The organism is Sphaerisporangium krabiense, from assembly GCF_014200435.1.
GTDB lineage: Bacteria > Actinomycetota > Actinomycetes > Streptosporangiales > Streptosporangiaceae > Sphaerisporangium > Sphaerisporangium krabiense.
This window is the reverse complement of the sequence record NZ_JACHBR010000001.1, coordinates 6352033-6372737: the sequence shown is the minus strand read 5'-3', so window position 1 is coordinate 6372737 and position 20705 is coordinate 6352033. Positions and strand designations below refer to the sequence as shown.

Sequence of the window (20705 nt, the reverse complement as noted above, 5' to 3'; positions counted from 1 at the left end):
GGCGAGTGGTCGTGATGTGCCGGGCTAGCGCCCGTCGGCGATGGTGGCGGCGCGGGTGACCAGGGCCCGCAGAACCTGGAACCAGGTGGCCGCCAGGTCCTCGATCCCGGCCTCGGTCAGCAGTTCCCCGGCGAAGGACCACTGGGCGACGAGCACCGGGCCGCCGGGGCGGTCCTCGGTGAGGGCGTTGACCGTCAGCGGGTGCGACAGCGGCATGCCCGGGTCGGCGTCCAGGTCGGCGACGTCGCCCTCCGGCGCGTACGCCCAGTCGTCCTCGTCGAGGCCGCCGAAGCGTCCGAGGTAGTTGAACTCGATCCCCGGCGCGCCGAGCCGGGCCAGCTCGGGACCGGCCTGCGGGTCCAGGTGGCGCAGCAGGCCGTAGCCGACGCCCGCCGTGGGCAGCGAGGCCAGCCGCTCCCTGACCCGGGCCAGCGCCTCGTCCAGCGCGGGACCGCCCGCGAGCGCGTCGTCCACGCCGGGGCCCGGGTCCAGCAGGACGGGGACGACGCTCGTGAACCAGCCGACCGTCCGGGACAGGTCCGCCTCGCCCGCCAGCGCCTCCTCGCGGCCGTGGCCCTCCAGGTCCACGAGGACGCCCTGCCCGGCGTCGTCCGCGTGCCGGCGCCGCCACGCGGCGACGGCGACGGCGAGCGCGGTGAGCAGCACGTCGTTGACGGTCGCGCCGTACGCGGCCGGGACGCGGCCGAGCAGCGGCTCCGTGACGTCCTCGGGCAGCGTGCGGGACAGGTAGCGGGCGGTCCCGACCACGTCGCGGGACGGGTCCAGCGGGCGGGGCGCCGGGAGCGGGGAACCGCCCTCCAGCATCCGCCGCCACAGCGGCAGCTCCCCGCGCAGGGCCGGGTCGGCGGCGCGCTCGCCGAGCAGTTCCGCCCAGCGGCGGAACGACGTCTCCACCGGCGGCAGATCCGGAGATCTGCCCTCGGTGACGTCCCGCCAGGCCGAGACGAGGTCGGGCAGCAGGACGCGCCACGAGACGCCGTCGACCGCGAGGTGGTGGATCGTGAGCAGCAGACGTCCCTGCCGCTCCGTCCCCGCGTCGAACCACACGGCCCGCACCATGACGCCCGCGTCCGGGTCGAGACGGGCCCGCGTGGCGAGCGCGCGCTCGGCGATGACCGCCCGGAGGCCCTCTTCGTCGGCATCGCGAACATCGACCCTGGTCACCAGGCCCGCCGCGTCCACGGCCCCCCGAGCGGGCACCCGCAGCACCCACCGCTCGGCGGTTCGGTCCAGGCGGGCGCGGAGCATGTCGTGGTGGTCGAGAAGGGCCTGAAGGACGCGGCGCAGCCGGTCCTCGTCCAGGTCGCGCGGGGCGCGCAGGAGCGCCGCCTGGTGGAAGCCCCCGATCGGGCCGCCCAGCTCGCGCACGGCGTGCATGATCGGCGTCAGGGGGACGGTCCCGGCGCCGTCGTCGTGGGTCGCGGGCGCCCCGCCCGGGCCGGTCACGACGGCGACGGCGGCCAGGGCCGCGACCGTGCGGTGCAGGAAGAGCTGGCGGGGGCTGAAGCGCACCCCCGCCTCCCGGGCCCGCGCGGCCAGGCGTATCGCGACGATGCTGTCGCCGCCGCAGGCGAAGAAGTCGTCGTCGGCGCCGATGCGCGGCAGCCCCAGCACCTCGGTGAACACGGCGGCCAGAGCCCGCTCCACCTCGCCGGACGGTTCCCTGCCGCTCGCGGCGAGCGTGAAGTCCGGCGCGGGGAGCGCCTTGCGGTCGAGCTTGCCGTTGGGCAGCAACGGCAGCGCGTCGAGGACGACCACGGCCGCGGGCACCATGTAGTCCGGCAGCGCCGCCGCCATGAAAGCCCGCAGCTCCGCCGGGTCCGGTCCACTCGCGGAAGAGAAGCCGTCCGGAGAAGGACCGTCCGTCGAAGGACCGTCCCCAGACGGAGTGTCCTGCGAGGGAGTGTCCCGGGAGAGACCGTCCGTAGACGGATTGTCCGGTGAGGAGTCGTCCGGAGAGTGGTCGTTCGTGAGGACGACGTAGGCGACCAGGCGGGTGAGGCCGGGGGTGTCCGTGCGGGGGGTGACGACGGCCTGGGCCACGGAGGGGTGGCGGTCGAGGACGGACTCGATCTCGGCGGGCTCGACGCGGAACCCGCGGATCTTGACCTGGTCGTCGGCGCGGCCGCCGTACTCCAGGCGCCCGTCACGGGTCCAGCGGGCCAGGTCGCCCGTGCGGTACATGCGCGTGCCGGGCGCGCCGTACGGGTCGGCGACGAAGCGTTCCGCCGACTGGCCGGGACGGCCGAGGTAGCCGCGGGCCAGGCCCTCGCCCGCCAGGTACAGCTCGCCGGTCACGCCGGGCGGCACCGGACGCAGCCGGTCGTCGAGCACGTAGGCGCGGGCCCCGGAGACCGGGCGGCCGACCAGGGGCCGCTCGCTGTCGCGGACCCGGGCGGCCAGGGCGTCCACGGTGGCCTCGGTGGGGCCGTACAGGTTGAACGCCTCGGTGGCCGGCAGCGCGGCCAGCCGCCGCCACAGCGAGTCGGGCACCGCCTCGCCGCCGACGCCCACCACGGCCAGCGGGCAGACGCCGTCCTCGATCAGCCCCGCCTCGGCCATCTGCGCGAAGAAGGACGGCGTGACCTCGATGAAGTCCAGCCCCTCCCGCCGGGCGAACGCGGCGGCCAGCTCGGCGTCCCGGCGCTCCTCGTCGTTCAGGACGTGCAGGGCGTGCCCGTCGAGCAGCCACAGTTGCGGCTGCCAGGACGCGTCGAAGGAGAACGACCAGGCGTGGCCGACGCGCAGGGCGGTCCTGCCGGTGGCGCGCTTGGCCGGGTCGTACAGCGTCGCGCGGTGGCTGTGGAACAGGTTGACGACCCCGCGATGGCACACCACGACGCCCTTGGGGCGGCCGGTGGAGCCGGAGGTGTAAATGACGTAGGCGGGGTTGAGCGGGTGCGGCCCGGTGTCCGGATCGGTGCCGGGCAGCGCGGCCAGCGCCGCGGCCGTCTCGGGGTCGTCCAGCCGCAGAACGGGCACGCCCGCGTCCGTCAGCGACGGCACACCACGCCCGGAGACCTCCGGCCGTGCCAGCGAGGCCGTGGCCTCCCCCGATGATCCGGCCTCCGGTGACGGTCCGGCGTCGTCGCCCGTGGTCAGGACGAGTACGGGGCGGGCGTCGCCGAGCATGCCCAGCACTCGGTCGGCAGGGAGCTCGGGATCGACGGGCAGGTAGGCGGCGCCGGACTTCATCACGGCCAGGATCGCCGTGATGAAGTCCGCCGAGCGTGGCAGCGCCAGGGCGACGACGCGCTCGGGGCCCGCGCCGTGCGCGGCGAGCAGGCGGGCGAGCCGGTTGGCCCGTTCGTTCAGCTCGGCGAACGTCCACCGGACCGCGCCGCAGACGACGGCGACGGCGTCCGGCGTGGCCGCGACCCGCGCCTCGAACAGCGCGGGAACCGTGGCCGGACCACCCGCGACCGTGACGGCCTCATTCTCGGCCTCGTTCTCGGCCTCGTTCTCGGCCACGGCGACGCCCCCCGTGGCCGGGGTGGGGGCGGACACGGGCGCGGGGAGGGGGGTGGTGCTCCAGGTGGTGAGGATGGTGTGGCGTTCCTCGTCGCCCAGGAGGTCGATCCGGCCGACCGGCCGTTCGGGGTCGCCGGCGAGCTGGGTGAGGACGTGGACCAGGCGGGTGGCGAGGAGGTCGGCGGTGGCGGGGTCGAACAGGTCGGCGCTGTACTCGATCCAGCCCGAGATGCCCCGGCCCTCGCCGTGGTCGACGAAGTCGAAGCTCAGGTCGAACTTGGCCGACTCCTGGCCGAGCGGCTCGGGGCGTGCGGTGAGCCCGGCCAGCGCGGGGGTGGCGCCGCCGCCGGTCAGGTAGGCGACCACCACCTGGAACAGCGGGTGCCTGGCCAGCGAACGGGCGGGGTTGAGCGCCTCGACCAGCCGCTCGAACGGCACCTCCTGGTGCTCGTAGGCGGCGAGGTCGGCCGCGCGGACCCGGGCGAGCAGTTCGGCGAAGGTCGGGTCGCCGGACACGTCCGTGCGCAGCACGAGGGTGTTGATGAAGAACCCGACCAGGTCCTCCAGGCGCTCGTCGGCGCGGCCGGAGATGGGCGCGCCGATCGGGATGTCGTCGCCCGCGCCGAGCCGGTGCAGCAGCGTGGCCACGGCGGCCTGGACGACCATGAACATGCTGACGCCGTGCTCGCGGGCCAGGCGGCGCAGGTCCGGCTCCAGCCCGGACGGCAGCGTGAACCCGGCCGCGCCGCCGCGGTGGCCGCTCTCGGACGGCCGGGGGCGGTCCGCCGGCAGCGGCAGTTCCTCGGGCAAGCCCGCGAGCGCCCGTGTCCAGTACGCGATCTCGCGGGAGTGCCGGCTTTCGGGGTCGGCGGGGTCGCCGAGCCGTTCGCGCTGCCAGAGGGTGTAGTCGGCGTACTGCAGGGGCAGCGGCGCCCAGTCCGGGGCCCGCCCCGACAGCCGGGCCCGGTAGGCGGTGGCGAGGTCGCGCCACAGCGGCGCGTCGGACCATTCGTCGCCGGCGATGTGGTGGACGACGAGCGCCAGCACGTGCTCCCGCGGCCCGACCTGGAACACCCGGGCGCGCAGCGGCGGCTCGTGGTCCAGCTCGAAGCGGTGACCGGCGGCCTCGGCCAGCCTGGCGGGCAGCTCCTCCTCGGTGACCTGTTCCGGCTCCCGGACGTCCAGCGCGCCCGCGAGCCGGTCGAGGGGAAGGACGAGCTGGTAGGGGTGGCCGTCGCGTTCGGGGAAGACCGTGCGCAGGCTCTCGTGCCGGGCGGCCAGGTCGCGCAGCGCGGCCTCCAGCGCGGACGGGTCGAGCGGGCCGGTCAGGCGCCAGGCCATGGGGATGTTGTAGGTGTCGGTCGGGCCCTCCAGCCGGTACAGCACCCAAAGCCGCCGCTGGGCGAACGACAGCGGCATCGGCTCGGGCCGTGCCACGGCGGCCAGCGCCGTGCCGCCGCCGTCCCGCGCCTGCTCCAGCCTGCGGGCCAGGCGGGCGACGGTGGGCGCCTCGAACACCTCGCGCAGGGTGACCTCGGCGCCGAGGGCGGCGCGGATCCGGCTGACCAGCCGCATCGCCAGCAGCGAGTGGCCGCCGAGCGCGAAGAAGTCGTCGTGGACGCCGACGCGCCCGGTCCCGAGGACGGCCGCGAACAGCTCGGCGAGGATCTCCTCACGAGCGTCCCTCGGCCGCCGCCCGGGCGCCTCGCCGGCCGAGTCCGGCGGGGCGGGCAGGGCACGCCGGTCCAGCTTGCCCCCGGCCGACCTCGGCAGCGCCGCCACCGTCACGTAGAGCGCCGGCACCATGTGCTCGGGCAGCGTACGCGCGAGGTGCGCCCGCAGCCCGGCGGAGTCCGGCGCGAGCTCCCCGGCCGGGGCCGCCTCGGACGCGGTTCCCGGCGCCGCGTCCAGCGCCCTGCCGGCGGCCGCCTCGGAGGTCGCGTGCGGCGCCCCTTCCTTATCCGGTGCCGGGGTCGTGGCGGGGACCAGGTAGGCGACGAGGCGGTGGGCCCCGGGGGTGTCCTCGCGGACGGTGACCGCGGCCTGGGCCACGGACGGGTGGGCGCGCAGGGCGGCCTCGATCTCGCCGAGCTCGACGCGGAAGCCGCGCAGCTTGACCTGGTCGTCGGCGCGGCCGAGGAAGACGAGGGTGCCGTCGGCGCGGCGGCGGGCCAGGTCGCCGGTGCGGTACATGCGGGTGCCGGGCGGGCCGTAGGGGTCGGCGACGAACCGCTCCGCGGTGAGCCCCGGACGGTTCAGGTACCCCTGGGCGAGTCCGCGTCCGGCCAGGTACAGCTCGCCGGGCACGCCGGGGGGCACGGGCCGCAGCGCGGCGTCGAGCACGTGGGCGCGGATGCCGGCCACCGGCGCCGCCCACGCGCCCCGGCCGTCCGCGTGCCAGCCGTAGGCGTCCACGGCGCACTCGGTCGGCCCGTACATGTCGTGGACCGCCGTGCCGGGCAGCGCGGTCAGCCGTCCCCACAGCTCGGCGGAGGTCGCCTCGCCGCCGACGGTGATGACGCCCGGCCGGTGCGCTCCGGGCGCGAGGAACCCGTGGTGCAGCAGTTCCTCGACGTAGGTGGGGGTGAGGTCGACGTAGTCGGGGCGCTCGGCCTCCAGGTAGGCGAGCAGCGCGGCGGGGTCGGTCATCGTGGCCTCGTCCAGGACGTGCAGCTCGTGCCCGGCCAGCAGCCACAGCATCGGCTCCCAGGAGCCGTCGAAGCCGAACGAGGCGGCGTGCATGGCGCGCAGGGTCTCGCGTCCCGCGGCCCGGCGCGCGGGTTCGATGACGTCCTCGTACTGGCCGCCGAACAGGTTGCCCAGCCCGCCGTGCGTCCCGACGACGCCCTTCGGCGTGCCGGTGGATCCGGAGGTGTAGATGACGTACGCGGCGGCCTGCGGCGGCGTCCCGGCGTGAGCAGGGACGGTCCGGTCCGAGGAAGCGTCCGGGGCGCCGAGGACCAGTGACGGCACACCACCGGGGAGCGGCGGAGCGGGGTCGGTGGTCAGGACCAGCGCGGGGGCGGCGTCGGAAAGCACGTACGCCAGCCGCTCGGCCGGGAGGCCCGCGTCGAGGGGCAGGTAGGCGGCTCCGGCCGTCAGGACGCCGAGGATCGCGGGCACCATCTCGGAACGGGGAAGGGCGAGCCCGACCAGGTCGCCCCGGCCGACGCCACGCCGGCGCAGCAGGCCGGCGATGCCGTTCACCTCGGCCGCCAGTTCGGCGAACGTCAGCCTGCGCCCGCCCGCGACCAGCGCGACCCGGTCGCCGTGGGCGCGGGCGGCCGCGGCGAAGATCTCGGGCACGGTGCGCCGCTCGACGGGCCTTTCGGCGCCGTGCCACGCGCCGAGGCTCGCCGCGCGCTCCTCTGCGGTGAGGACGGGCGCCTGCCCGATCGGCCGCCCGGGGTGGGCCGCGAGGTGGCCGAGCAGCGCGACGGTGCGCGCGATCAGGGCCTCGGCGGTCTCCTCGTCGGCGAGGTCGGCGGCGTACTCCAGCAGGACGACGACGCGGTCCTCGCCGGTGTGGTCGGCGAAGGTGAAGTCCAGGTCGAACTTGGCGGTGCCGATGCGGGCGGGCAGCCACTCGGTGGGCATGCCGAGCACGTCGGGGTCGCCGCCGGGACGGTGGTGGTAGCCCATCATCACCTGGAAGAGCGGGTTGCGGCCGGGCACGCGCGGCGGGTTGAGCGCCTCGACGAGCCGCTCGAACGGCAGGTCCTGGTGCTCGAAGGCCGCCAGGTCCGCCTCGCGCACCCGGGCGAGCAGCTCGGTGAAGGGCGGGTCGCCGGACAGGTCGGCGCGCAGGACCAGGGTGTTGACGAAGAAGCCGACCATGTCGTCCAGCGCGCTGTCGGTGCGCCCCGCGATGGGCGAGCCGACCACGATGTCGGTGCCCGCGCCCATGCGGTGCAGCAGGACGGCGAGCGCGGCGTGGAACAGCATGAACATGCTGGTGCCGGTCTCGGCCGACAGGGCGCGCAGTGCCCGGACGGTCTCGGCGGGCAGTTCGGCGCGCACGGTGCCGCCGAGCCCGGTGGGCTCGGCGGGGCGGGGCCGGTCGAGGGGCAGCGGCGTCTCCTCGGGCAGGCCGGCCAGCGCGGCCGTCCAGTGGGCGAGCTGCCGCGCGGCCTCGCTGCCGGGGTCGGCGGGGTCGCCGAGCAGGCGGCGCTGCCACAGGGTGTAGTCGGCGTACTGGACGGGCAGCGGCGCCCAGTCCGGGGCCCGGCCGTCGCGGCGCGCCCGGTAGGCGGTGGCGAGGTCGGCGAGGAACGGCCGGTCGGACCATTCGTCGGTGGTGATGTGGTGCAGGACGACGGCCACCACGTGGTCGTCCGGCGCGAGCCGCAGCGCCTCGGCGCGCACGGGCAGCCCGGCGGCGAGGTCGAACGGGCGCGCCACGGCGGCGGCGACCCGGGCCTCGACGTCCTCAGGGGCGCAGTCGGCGACGGCGAACCCGGGCCACGCCTCGGCGGCGGGCACGACGTGCTGGTACGGCTCGCCCTCGTGCTCGGGGAACCGGGTGCGCAGCGCCTCGTGCCGGGCGACGACGTCGCCGAGCGCCTCCCGCAGCGCGGCCGTGTCGAGGGCGCCGCGCAGCCGGAAGACCAGCGGGAAGTGGTAGGCGTCGCCGCCGCTGAGGCGTTCGGCCAGCCACAGGCGGCGCTGCGCCGGGGACGCGGGGACGCGCTCGGGCCGTTCGGCGGCGCGCTCGACGGCCGGGCGGGCGGGCCGCCCGGTCTCCGCGCGGGCGGCGAGCGCCTCGGGGGTCGGGGCCTCGAACAGGTCGCGGATGGCCAGCTCGGCGCCGAGCTCGGTGCGGGCGCGGCTGACCAGGCGGGTGGCGAGCAGCGAGTGGCCGCCGAGGTCGAAGAAGTCGTCCTCGGCGCTCACCTTGGGCAGGCCGAGCAGCTCGGCGTACAGGCGGCAGAGCACCTGTTCTTCGCGGGTGCTCGGCTCGCGCCCGCCCGTGGCGGCGACCGGCTCGGGGTCGGGCAGCGCGCGCACGTCGAGCTTGCCGTTGTCGTTCATCGGCAGCGCGTCCACGACGACCAGCGCGGTGGGCACCATGTAGTCGGGCAGCGAGGCGCGCAGGTCCTCGCGCACGCGCCGCACCAGCCCGCTCGCGCCGCGTGCCACCGCCGGGGCGTTGGCGTACGGGGGCGTGCCGCCGCCGGGGCGGTACAGGCCGCCGGTCAGGCGGGCCGCGTCGCGCACGAAGACCGCGTCGTAGTGGCCGGGTTCCGCGGACGGGGTGGTGAGCAGCCGGTGGCCGTGCTCGGCGGCCAGCGCGTGCAGGGCCTCGGGCTCCACTCCCCCGGCGATCGCCGAGCCGGGTTCTGAGGCGGCGCGGGCGTCGGGGACGCCGGTGACCCGCAGCGGGCCTGCGCCGTGGTCGCGCAGGAGGCGGCCGAGCGCGCCGGGCCGACCGCTTCCGGGCTCGGCGCCGGACGCGTCCACGCCTGCGGCGGGCCAGGCGATCTCCTGCCCCGCGCCGAGCGCGGCGTCCGGGGTCCCTTCGTACAGGACGACGTCGTAGCGGTGGCGGGTGAGCTCGTCGTGGTGGTGGCCGCGCTTGGTGCGCAGGTCGGCGCCGTAGCCGAGCGTGGTGAAGAAGTCGGGGTGGACCAGCAGTTCCTTCTCCAGCGCGAGGCTCCGGTCCACGGCGCGGCGCAGCGCCTCCGGATCGGCCCCGTCGCCGGCGCGGGTGAGCTGGATGGCGGTGTGGAAGGCGCGGGCGGTGCGCAGGTCGCGCACGTCGCCGACGAACAGGGCGCCGCCCGGGGCGAGCAGGCCCATCGCGCCGTGGATCACCTCGGCCAGGTGGCCCGCGCTCGGGAAGTACTGGACCACCGAGTTGATCACGACGGTGTCGAAGAAGCCGCGCGGCAGGCCGTCGGTGTCGTGGGCGGCCTGGCAGCGCAGCTCCACCTTGGCGGCCAGCGCGGGGTCGCCCCGCAGCTCCGCGCCGAGCTTGCGGATGACGGGGGCGGCGAAGTCGGTGGCCCAGTACGCCTCGGCGTCCGGGGCCAGGCGCGACAGCAGCAGGCCCGAGCCGACGCCGATCTCCAGGATCCGGCGCGGGCGCAGCTCGCGGATCCGCTCGACCGTGCGCTCGCGCCACTCGCGCATGTGCTCCAGCGGGATCGGCCGCCCGTCGTAGCTGCTGTCCCACCCGGCGAAGTCCTCGGCGAACAGCGCGGTGCCGATGCGCTCGTACTCGTCGGAGTAGATGTCGCGCCACTCGCCGATCTGCTCGCGCTCGGCGGACTCGCGCTCCTCTCCCTCCTGCTCGGCGGGGACGAGGTAGCCGACCAGGCGGCGGGTGCCGGGGGCGGCCGGGTCGTCGCGGGCGACGACGGCCGCGTGCGCGACCTCGGGGTGGCGGGCCAGCGCGGTCTCGACCTCGCCGGGCTCGACGCGGTGCCCCCGGATCTTCACCTGGTCGTCGGTGCGGCCGAGGAAGTCCAGGTTGCCGTCCGCGCGGCGCCGCACCAGGTCACCGGTGCGGTACATGCGCTCGCCCGGCTCCCCGAAGGGGTCGGCGACGAACCGCTCGGCGGTCAGGCCGGGCCGGTCCAGGTAGCCGCGGGCCAGGCCGACGCCCGCGATGTACAGCTCGCCGGGGACGCCGGCGGGGACGGGCCGCAGCCAGGCGTCCAGGATCCGGGCGCGGGTGGCGCGGATGGGACGGCCGACGGTGGGCGTGGCGCTGTCGCCGGTGCCGCCGCCGAGGGTGTTGATGGTGTACTCGGTCGGGCCGTACAGGTTGTAGCCGTAGGTGCCGTCGGTGTCGCGCAGCCGATTCCACACCGTCTCGGACACGGCCTCGCCGCCGAGCAGCACCAGCGGCGGCCGGTGCCCCTCCAGCAGGCCCTCCTCGATCAGCAGGTGGGCGTAGGTCGGGGTGACGTTGACGACGTCGATCCGGTGCGCCTGGCAGTAGGCGACCAGGGCCCGCGCGTCGCGCCGCAGCTCCTCGTCGCAGACGTGCACCTCGTGGCCCTCGACGAGCCAGAGCAGCTCCTCCCAGGACATGTCGAACGCGAACGACACCGTGTGCGCGACGCGCAGCCCGCGTCCTCCGGCGGAGGCGACCGCCGGGGCGAAGATCTCCTTCTGGTGGTTGAGCTGCATGTTCGTCAGCCCGCGGTACGGCGTGACGACGCCCTTGGGGCGGCCGGTGGACCCGGAGGTGTAGATGACGTAGGCCGGGTGGTCCAGGCTGAAGGCGGGACGGTCGGCCTCGGTGACCGGACCGGCGTCCAGCCCTTCGAGCGCTTCGGCGACGGCCGGGTCGTCGAGCACGATCCGCCGTCCGTCAGGGACGCCGCCCGTCAGGCGGGCCGAGACGGCCGAGGCGCACAGCAGGAGCGCGGGGCCGGCGTCGTCGAGCGTGGCGACGAGCCGGTCGGCCGGGTGGTCCAGTTCCAGGGGGAGGTAGGCGGCGCCGGTGCGCAGGACGGCGAACAGCGCGGCCACCATGTCGATCGAGCGGGGCAGGCCGAGCGCGACGACCTTCTCCGGTGCGGCGCCGCGCGCGAGCAGCAGGCGGGCCAGGCGGTTCACCCGGGCGTCCAGCTCGGCGTAGGTGACCGACAGGTCGCCGAACACCAGGGCGGTGGCCTCAGGAGTGCGGGCGGCCTGGGCGGCGAGCAGGTCGGCGATGGTCTGCTCGGGGACGGGGACACGGCTGGCGGCGTCCTCGCCTTCCAAGGCGGCGCGCTCGCCGGGCAGCAGCGGGTCGACACGGCCGGTGGGCGCGCCGACGTCGCGGACCAGCCGGGCGAGGGTCGCGGTGAAGCGGTCCAGCAGGGCGCGCGCCCGGCCCGCGCCGACGACGTCCGGGCGGTGGGCCAGGGTGACGCGGACGCGGCGGCCCGGGGTGACGATGACGGTCACCGGGTAGTGGGTGGCGTCCACGTTGGCGACGGCGGTCGCGCCGTGCCGGGCCGCCAGCTCGGCCAGCCGGTCCTCGGTGTCGGCGTTGCGCAGCACGAACAGGGTGTCGAACAGCCGCCGGTGCCCGGTCTCGGCCTGCAGCACGCCCAGGCTGAAGTACTCGTACGGCATCAGGGCCAGGCGCTCGCGCTGGACGCGGCGCAGCAGGTCCAGCACCGGCTCCTCGGGGGCGAAGGCCACCCTGGCGGGGACGGTGTTGAGGAACATGCCGATCATGTTCTCGACGTCCGGCACCTCGCTCGGCCGCCCGGCGACGGTCGTGCCGAAGACCACGTCGCCGCGCCCGGTGACGGCGGCCAGCGTGAGGCCCCAGGCGGCGGTCAGGACGGTGTTGAGCGTGAGGCCGTTGCCCCGGGTGACCTCGCGCAGCCGCTCGCCGAGGGCGGCGGGCAGGTCGGCGTCCAGGCTCTCGGGGATGACCGGGTCCAGGTCCTGGCCGGCGGCGCCGCCGATCAACGTCGGCTCCTCCAGCCCGGCCAGCGCGCCGCGCCAGGCGCGCGCGGCCTCGCCGGCGTCCTGGGACTCCAGCCAGGTGAGGTAGTCGCGGTAGGAGCCGGGGCGGGGAAGACCGGCCGGGTCGCCCCCGGACTCGTACAGGGCGAACAGCTCCTCCAGGAACACCCAGGCCGACCAGCCGTCCCACAGCAGCAGGTGGCGGCCGACGACCAGGCGGTCGCCCAGCCCCGCGCCGCGGTGGACCAGCAGCATGCGGAACAGCGGCGGAGCGGCCAGGTCGAACCCGCGGGTCCGCTCCTCGTCCACGAGCGCGCGCATCCTCGCGTCCCGCTCGGCCTCGGGCAGGCGGGACAGGTCCACCTCCTCCAGCGGGATCTCGAGGTCGCGGACGATGAACTGCAGCGGGCTGCGCAGGCCGTCGGCCGTGAACCCGGCGCGCAGGCCGGGGGTTCTGGCCAGCAGCGCCCGGGCGGCGGCGCGCAGCCGGTCGGCGTCCAGCGGCGCGGCGAAGTCGAACGTCTCGTGGACGGTGTAGACGTCAAGGACGCCCTGGTCGTAGGTGGAGTGGAAGAACAGGCCCTCCTGCAGCGGCGCCAGCGGCCAGACGTCCTCGACGTCCCCCGCCATCCGCCGCACCCGGGCGACCTCCTCCTCGTCGAGCCCGAACCCCGTACCGCTCTCCTCGCCGAGCCCGAATCCGGTCCTGGCCTCCTCGTCGCGGACGATCCCCGTCCCCGCTCGTGGCCGCGGGCCGGTCGCCCGGGCCTTCTCCGCCGCGGCGACCGCGAGGGCGGCCGGGGTGCGGTGCTCGAAGACGTCGCGCGGGTCCAGCTCCATACCGGCCCGGCGGGCGCGGCCGGCGACGCCGATGGAGGAGATGCTGTCGCCGCCGAGCATGAAGAAGTCGTCGTCGGGCCCGGCCTCGTCCAGGCGCAGCACGGCGGCGAAGATCTCGGTGAGGACGCGCTCACGCTCATCGCGCGGCGCGCGGCTCTCGGCGCGCACGGCCTCGGGGGCGGGCAGCGCGTCCCGGTCCAGCTTCCCGCTCGGGGTCAGCGGCAGCGCGTCCAGCACCACGTACGCACCGGGCACCATGGCCGCGGGCAGCACCCCGGCCACCTCGGCCGCGAGAGCCCGCACATCGATCCCGCCGCCCTGGCCTTCACCGGTTCCGTCCCCGGTCCGGGCGTTGGTCCCATCCCCGCTCAGGGCGGCGATCCCGTCCTCTGTCCCGGTAACGGTCGCCGGCGGGCGTGGGGAGGCGGGGACGACGTAGGCCACGAGCGTGGTGCCGCGGACGGCCACCGCCGCCTGGGCCACCGACGGGCGGGCGGTCAGCGCCGCCTCCACCTCTCCCGGCTCGATGCGGTTGCCGCGCAGCTTGACCTGCCGGTCGGTGCGGCCCAGGTACTCCACCCCGCCGTCGCCGCCGACGCGCACGAGGTCGCCGGTGCGGTACATGCGGGTGCCGGGCGGGCCGTAGGGGTCGGCCACGAAGCGCTCGGCGGTCAGGCCGGGGCGGGCGTAGTAGCCGCGGGCGAGCTGGACGCCGGTCAGGTACAGCTCGCCGGGCACACCGCGCGGCACCGGCCGCAGCGCGGCGTCCAGCACGCGGAGCCCGGTGTTCCAGACCGGGCGCCCGATCGGGACGGCGGCCTCGCCGGACCGGCCGTCACAGGGGTGGTAGGTCACGTCCACGGCCGCCTCCGTGGGGCCGTACAGGTTGTGCAGGGGGACGCCGGTGAGGTCCCGCCAGCGCGCGGCGGCCGGGCCTGGCAGCGCCTCGCCACTGCTGAACACCCTGCGCAGCGACACCGCCCAGGACGGGTCGGCGGTGATCTCGCCCGCCGCGAGGAACGCCTCCAGCATCGACGGCACGAAGTGCATCGTGGTGATCCGCCGCGCGCGGATCAGGCCGGCCAGGTAGGCGGGGTCGCGGTGCCCGTCGGGCCGGGCGAGCACGACCGCGGCGCCCTCGCACAGCGCCCAGAAGAACTCCCAGACGCTGACGTCGAAGCTGGACGGCGTCTTCTGCAGCACCCGGTCGTCGGCGCGCAGCCCGTACTCGCCCTGCATCCACGCCAGCCGGTTGACGATCGCGCGGTGCGTGACCACGACGCCCTTGGGACGTCCGGTGGATCCCGAGGTGTAGATGAGATAGGCGGCGTCGTCCGGGTCCGCGTCCACCGCGTTCCCCGGCACGTCCGCTTCCGCGGCATTCCCCGGCGCGTCCGCCTCGCCCGCGTCCGCGGTCAGCGCGTGCTCCGGCGCGTCGGCGAGGGCTCCGCTCCCGGCCTCGGGGGCGTCGAGGAGCAGCGGGGTGAGGGTGGCGAGGGCGGGCAGGCGCGGCGCGGCGGCGGCCGTCGTGACCACCGTGTCCGCGCCCGAGTCGGCGAGCATGTAGGCGATGCGGTCGGCCGGGTAGTCCAGGTCCACGGGGAGGTAGGCCGCGCCCGACTTCAGCACGCCGACCAGGGCGACCATCAGCCCGGCCGAGCGGGGCACGGCGACGGCGACCACCCGCCCCGGTCCCGCGCCGAGCCCGCGCAGGCGGCCCGCCAGGGCGGCGGCGCGCGCGTCCAGCTCGCGGTAGGTGAGGGTCTCGTCCTCGTACACGACCGCCGTGGCGTCCGGGGTCCTGGCGACCTGCGCCGCGAAGGCGGCGGCCAGCGTGGTCGCGGGGACCTCCACCACCTCCCCCTCGGGGGTGGCGGCGGCGAGGTCCTCGGGGGCGGCCGGGTCGACGCGGGCCACCAGGTCCCGGGGGCTCTCGGCGACGGCCCGCAGGACGCGGGTCAGACGGTCGGCGAGGGCGCGGACGGCGTCCCCGTCGAGCCGCTCGGCGTGGTGCTTGAGACGCAGGTCCAGCCGCCGGCCGGGCTTCACGATCAGGGCGAGGGGGTAGTGGACGGCGTCGTGGAACTCGTGGCCGGTGACGGCGACCGTGCCGGTGGGGTCGGTGAGGCCGGTGGCGGAGGGGTAGTTCTCGACGACGACCAGCGTGTCGAACAGCTCGCCCCCGCCGGCGAACCCGGCGACGCGCTGGATCTCGGCGAGTCCGAGGTGCTGGTGGTCCAGCAGGCGGGCCTGCTCGTCCTGGAACCGCTCCAGCAGACCGGCGAGGGTGTCGGCGGGGTTCCAGCGCAGGCGGGTCGGCAGGGTGTTGATGAACAGGCCGACCATGGACTCGATCCCGTCCACCTCGGCGTCGCGGCCGGAGACGGTGGTGCCGAAGACGACGTCCTGACGCCCGGTCAGCCGTCCGAGCACCAGTCCCCAGGCGACCTGCACGATCGTCCCCAGGGTGACGCCACGCTCCCGCGCCACGACGGCCAGCCCGGCGGTGACCCGCTCAGACACCTCGACCCGCACCTGCGCGGGCCGGAGCGGCGCACCGCCCGCCGGCACACCGGTCAGCCGTGCGGGCTCCTCGACACCCGAAAGAGCCTCCCGCCACGCGCCCCGCGCGGCCTCCCGGTCGGCCCCCGCGAGACGCCGCAGGTGCTCACGGTACGGAGTGGGCACGGGGAGAGATACAGCACCCTGGCGACGGTCCCGCGTCCCGGTCCCCGCGCCGCCGATCTCACGTACCTCGGCCACATCGACCGCAGGAAGCGGCACAGCGTCCTCGCGACGGTCCCACAGGCCGGTCTCCGCGCCGCCCATCTCGCGCACCTCGGCCACGTCGTGTCGCGGGCCGTCCGGCGATTCCGAGGGATGGGCGTACAGGGCCATCAGTTCGCGGTGCAGGATCGGGAGGGACCAGCCGTCCGCGACGATGTGGTGGAAGGTGAGGAGCAGGCGGCTGCGGTCATCGGTGAGCCTGACGAGCGCGCAGCGCACCAGCGGCGGACGGGCCAGGTCGAAGCGCCGGGCGCGCTCCTCCCCCGCCACCGTCCGCGCCCGCTCCTCCGCCGCCGGGCCCTCCGCCCGCAGGTCCACCTCGCGCCAGGGCAGGTCGAGGTGCTCGGCGATGAGCTGCACGGGGCCGCCGTCGGCGCGCCTGCGGAAGAAGGCGCGCAGGGGGGCGTGCCGGTCCAGGAGCCGCTGCGCGGCGCGGCGCAGGGCCGTGCCGTCGACGGGTCCGCGCAGGTCGAGCGCCTGCTGGACGACGTACACGTCCCCCGCGGGGCCGTCGAGCAGGGAATGGAAGAAGAACCCCTGCTGCAGCGGGCCGAGCGGCAGGGCCTCCTCGAAGGGGATCGGGACCTCGCCCCGCAGTTCCGCGATCTCGTCCGGGGCGAGGGTCAGCAGCGGGCCGCCGGCCTCCTCGCCCGGCTGCGGGATGCCGGCGCCTTCGGCGCGTTCGACCACCTGGGCGAGCGCGGCGACCGTGCGGTGGCGGAAGACGTCGCGGGAGGTCAGGCGCAGGCCGGACTCGCGGGCGCGGACGAGCAGCCGGATCGCCACGATGCTGTCGCCACCGAAGGCGAAGAAGTCGTCGTCGACGGTGACCGACTCCACGCCCAGCACCTCGGCGTACAGCGCGCAGAGCAGTTTCTCGCGCGGGTCGCGGGGCGCGCGGCCGGAGCTGAGCGCGGCCGGGTCCGGCACGGGCAGCGCGGCGCCATCCAGCTTGCCGCTCGGAGTGACCGGCAGACGGTGCAGCGGCACGAACGCGGACGGCACCATGTACTCGGGCAGCCACTCGGCGGCATGCGCGCGCAGCGTCTTCATGAGCACCGCGACATCCCTGAACGGCACCGGACGATTGGCCTGCGCGAACAACCCCGCACTCCGGTAGGCGCCCTGGAGCACGCCACCGCCGACCGCCTCCTCCGCGCGACCGGACGCGTCGTACGGGTGACCGGGCCCGTCGTAGGTCCGGCCGGGCGCGTCGTGCGGGTAGGGGGCCCTGCCGGGCGCGACGTGCGGAGGGACGGTGCTGTCGTGGGAGTTGGCGAGCGCGTCGGGCGAGTCGGCGGAGGCGTCGTTGGAGTTGGCGGGGGCGTCGTGCGGGTGGGTGGGGAGCTTCTCGATGGCCTCTGGGTGGTGGGCGGGGGTGAAGAGGGCGTCGAGGGCGCCGTCGGCGGCGTGGCCGTTCCAGGTGACCGCCACCTGGCGGTCGTGGCGGGCGGCGAGTGCGTGCAGCGCCTCGGGGTCGGCGCCTGTGAGCGGCAGGGCCGGGCCGCCCTCCTCTTCGACCGCGTACAGGGCGGCCAGGTCGTCGGCGAGCCGGGCGTTGGGCACGCCGACGACGCGCAGTGGACCGGCACGCTCGGCGAGGCGCGTGTCCAGGGCGTCCAGCGCTTCCAGCCCGTCCGGCGCATCCGGGCCGACGAGATCAGCCCATCGGACCTCTTCGGCGGCCTGGTCGGCCGGCTGCGGCGCCACCGGCAGGTGGAGCGCGGCCTGCGGCCGTCCGCCGGCCTGGGACCCACCGGTGGTGACTCGGGACGCCCCGCCCGTCTCCGCGCCGCCCGTCCCCACGGTGGCGTTCTCGGGGGTGCGGGCGGCGGTGGGATGGAGGACGACGTCGTAGCGGTAGCGGGTCAGCTCGTTGTGGGAGGCGCCGCGCTTGACGCGGATGTCGGCGTCGAACCCGGGCAGCGTGGCGAAGTAGTCCGGGTCGAGGAGCAGTTCGCCTTCCCAGGCGACGGACCGCTCGACGGCCGTGCGCAGCGCGTCCTTGTCCTGCCCGTCGCGTCCGTCCCCGGCACGGCCGACGGTGGTCGCCTGGCGGCGGGTCTCGACGGCAGCGCGCAGGCAGCGCAGGAGGCGCAGGTTGCGCACGTCGCCGACGAAGACGCGCCCGCCCGGCACGAGCAGCCCGCTCGCCTGGCGCAGGACGCCGGTCAGGTACTCGGCGTCGGGGAAGTACTGGGCGACGGAGTTGATGACGACGGTGTCGAAGAAGCCCTCGGGGAGCCCGGCGAGGTCGTGCGCGGGCCGGGTGAGCAGCTCGACACGCCCGGCCAGCTCGGGCACGGCGGCTACCTGGGCGCGCAGGGCGTCCACGGCCTGGTGCGACAGGTCGGTGCCCCAGTACGCCTCGCAGCCGGGCGCGACGCGGGACAGGATGAGCCCGCTGCCGACGCCGATCTCCAGCACCCGGCGGGGCCGCAGTCCACGGATGGCGGCGACGGTGGCCTCCCGCCACTCGCGCATCTCCTCGACCGGGATCGGCAGCCCGTCGTACATGCTGTTCCAGCCCGCGAAGTTCTCGCAGATCCCGCCCGCGAGATCACTCGGGGAGACGTCCGCGCCCGAGCCCTCCCGGACGCCGCCCGCGACCCCGGCGCTCTCGTGAACACCGTTCGCGCGCGCACTCTCATGGGCGCCGTTCGCGCCCCCGGCGCTCTCGTGGGCGTCGTCGGATCCCGCGGCCGCGTAGAGCAGGTCGTGCAGGTCCTTCCATTCCTCGACCCGGCCGGGGCCGTCCGAGCCGGTCTCCGGCACCAGGGCCGGGACGACGTACGCGGCCAGCCGGCGGTCGCCGGGGCGGTCCTCGCGGACGACCACCGCGACCTGGTCGACGGCGGGGTGCGCGCGCAGCACGGACTCGATCTCGCCGGGTTCGACGCGGAAGCCGCGGATCTTCACCTGGGAGTCGGCGCGGCCGAGGAAGTCCAGCCGTCCGTCGGCCCGCCACCGGACGAGGTCACCGGTGCGGTACAGCCGCTCGCCGGGCGCGCCGAAGGGGTCGGCGACGAACCGCTCGGCGGTCAGGCCGGGCCGTCCGAGGTAGCCGCGCGCGAGCCCGGCGCCGCCGAGGTACAGCTCGCCGGTGACCCCGGCGGGGACCGGGCGCAGGCGGGCGTCGAGGACGTAGGCGCGGGTGCCGGGGTCGGGGACGCCGATGGGGACGATGGACCCGGCGGGGGTGTCGGGGTCGCACAGGCCGAGGGTGGAGTTGGTGGTGGCCTCTGTGGGGCCGTAGGCGTTGAACATGCGGCGGCCGCGCGCGTAGCGGCCGACCAGCTCGGGTGAGACGCGTTCGGTGCCGGCGAGCAGGGTGGCGGGCGGCAGCTCGACGTCGCCGGGCATCGCGGCCAGCAGGGCCGGGGGCAGGATCATGAACGTGATGCCGTTGGCGTGCGCGTAGTCGGCGAGCGGGGCTCCGGGCACGCGCAGTTCGGCGGGGACGACGACGAGACGGCCGCCGGAAAGCAGGCCGAGGCACAGGTCCCAGAAGGCGACGTCGAAGCTCGGCGAGGCGAACTGCAGGACGCGGCTGTCGGGGCCGACGCCGAACCGCTCGCTCTGGGTGGCGACGAGCTTGGCCACGCCCGCGTGGGACAGCACCACGCCCTTGGGGCGGCCGGTCGAGCCGGAGGTGTAGATGACGTAGGCGGCGTTGAGGACCGACAGCGGCCCCCGGTCGTCCTCGCCCGGGTCGTGGGCGGGGCCGGTGGCCAGTTCGCGGACGGTGCCGGCGGCGTCGAGGACGAGCGTGCGCGTGCCGGGGGGCGGCTCGGGCAGGTCGCCGGCGACCTCGGCCGTGGTGACGAGGCAGGCGGGGGCGGCGTCGGCGAGCATGTAGGCGACGCGGTCGGCCGGGTAGTCGGTGTCCACGGGCAGGTAGGCGGCGCCGGACTTCAGCACGGCGACCTCGGCGACGATGAGCTCGGCCGACCGGGGCACGGCGAGCGCGACCACGCGCTCGGGACCGGCGCCGCGCGCGATGAGGGCGTGGGCGAGGCGGTTGGCGCGTTCGTCCAGCTCGGCGTAGGTGAGGCGGGTGTCCTCGAAGACCAGCGCGACGGCGTCCGGGCGCTGCCGCACCTGCGCGGCGAACATCTCGGGCCAGGTCAGGAGCGGGACGTCGTGCGCGGTGTCGTTCCACTCGCGCAGCACGCGACGCCGTTCGTCCGCGCCGAGCACGTCCAGCTCCCCGACCGGAGCCTCCGGCCGCGCGAGCGCGTCGGCGAGCAACGTCGCGTAGTGCCCGAGAACCCGCTCAACCGTCTCCTCCAGGAACAAGTCCCCCCGACATCCAACCCAGACTTCCTCCCCGGCAACGCCAAGCACCAGATCGAGCCCCCCACCCTCGGCGGGACCGCCCTCGCCATCAGCGCGACCGCCCTCGACGCCCCCTTCAGAACCGGCACCACAGGAAGCCGCCCCCGTGCCGCCGGGATCCGTCTCCTCCACGCCACCGGAACCCACCCACGCGACACGGGAAACCGCCTCCACCACACCGCCGGGACCCGTCCCCTGCGGGGTCTGGTCGGCGCTTCTGTTCGCGATGAGCCGTCCGGCTGTGCCGGATTCATCCGTGTAAAGCGCGCTGTAGGAGGAGGCGGGGGTTGTGGTGAAGGCGGTGTTGAAGAGGAGGGCGCCGCCTCGCATCGGGGCCGGGCGCAGGGCGTCGACCAGGGTCGACAGAGGGACGCGGTGGGCGCGGGACTCCGTGCGGGCGGTCTCGACGCGGCGGGTCAGGTCGGTGAAGGTGGTGTCTCCTGTGCAGGCGACGCGCAGCGGCAGGCCCTCGTACCCGACCGTGATGTCCTCCGCGCCTCCGTACCGGTGGAGCAGCGCGACGAACGCGGCCAGCAGCACCGGCTCGGGCGCGGTGGCGGCGAGGGCGCGGACGCGGGTCTGCCAGTGGCCGGTGGGCGACAGCGGGTACGGGAGGTCGGCGGGGAGGGCGGCTTCCTGCGGAAGCGGGGAGAGACGCCGGTTCCAGTACTCCGTTGCTTCTTCGATGCCGGACACAGGTGACAAAGCCTCCAAACTCCACGAATCAAGGCCGAGATCTAGCCGTGACCGGCCACATACTAAGGTAAGGTTTACCTAAGTCACATCCCTGGGGCGCATGGTTTTCCGAGCGGAGATCAGGTATGCCCCGCTTA

Annotated in this window: 1 protein-coding gene; it reads right to left on the bottom strand. The window is 75.8% G+C overall.

Annotated features, from left to right (window positions below; genetic code table 11):
- Positions 1–24: 24 nt before the first annotated feature.
- Complete coding sequence (locus BJ981_RS39440; RefSeq protein WP_204070414.1) at positions 25–20568, bottom strand: non-ribosomal peptide synthetase; 20544 nt, start codon at positions 20566–20568, stop codon at positions 25–27.
- Positions 20569–20705 lie beyond the last annotated feature (137 nt).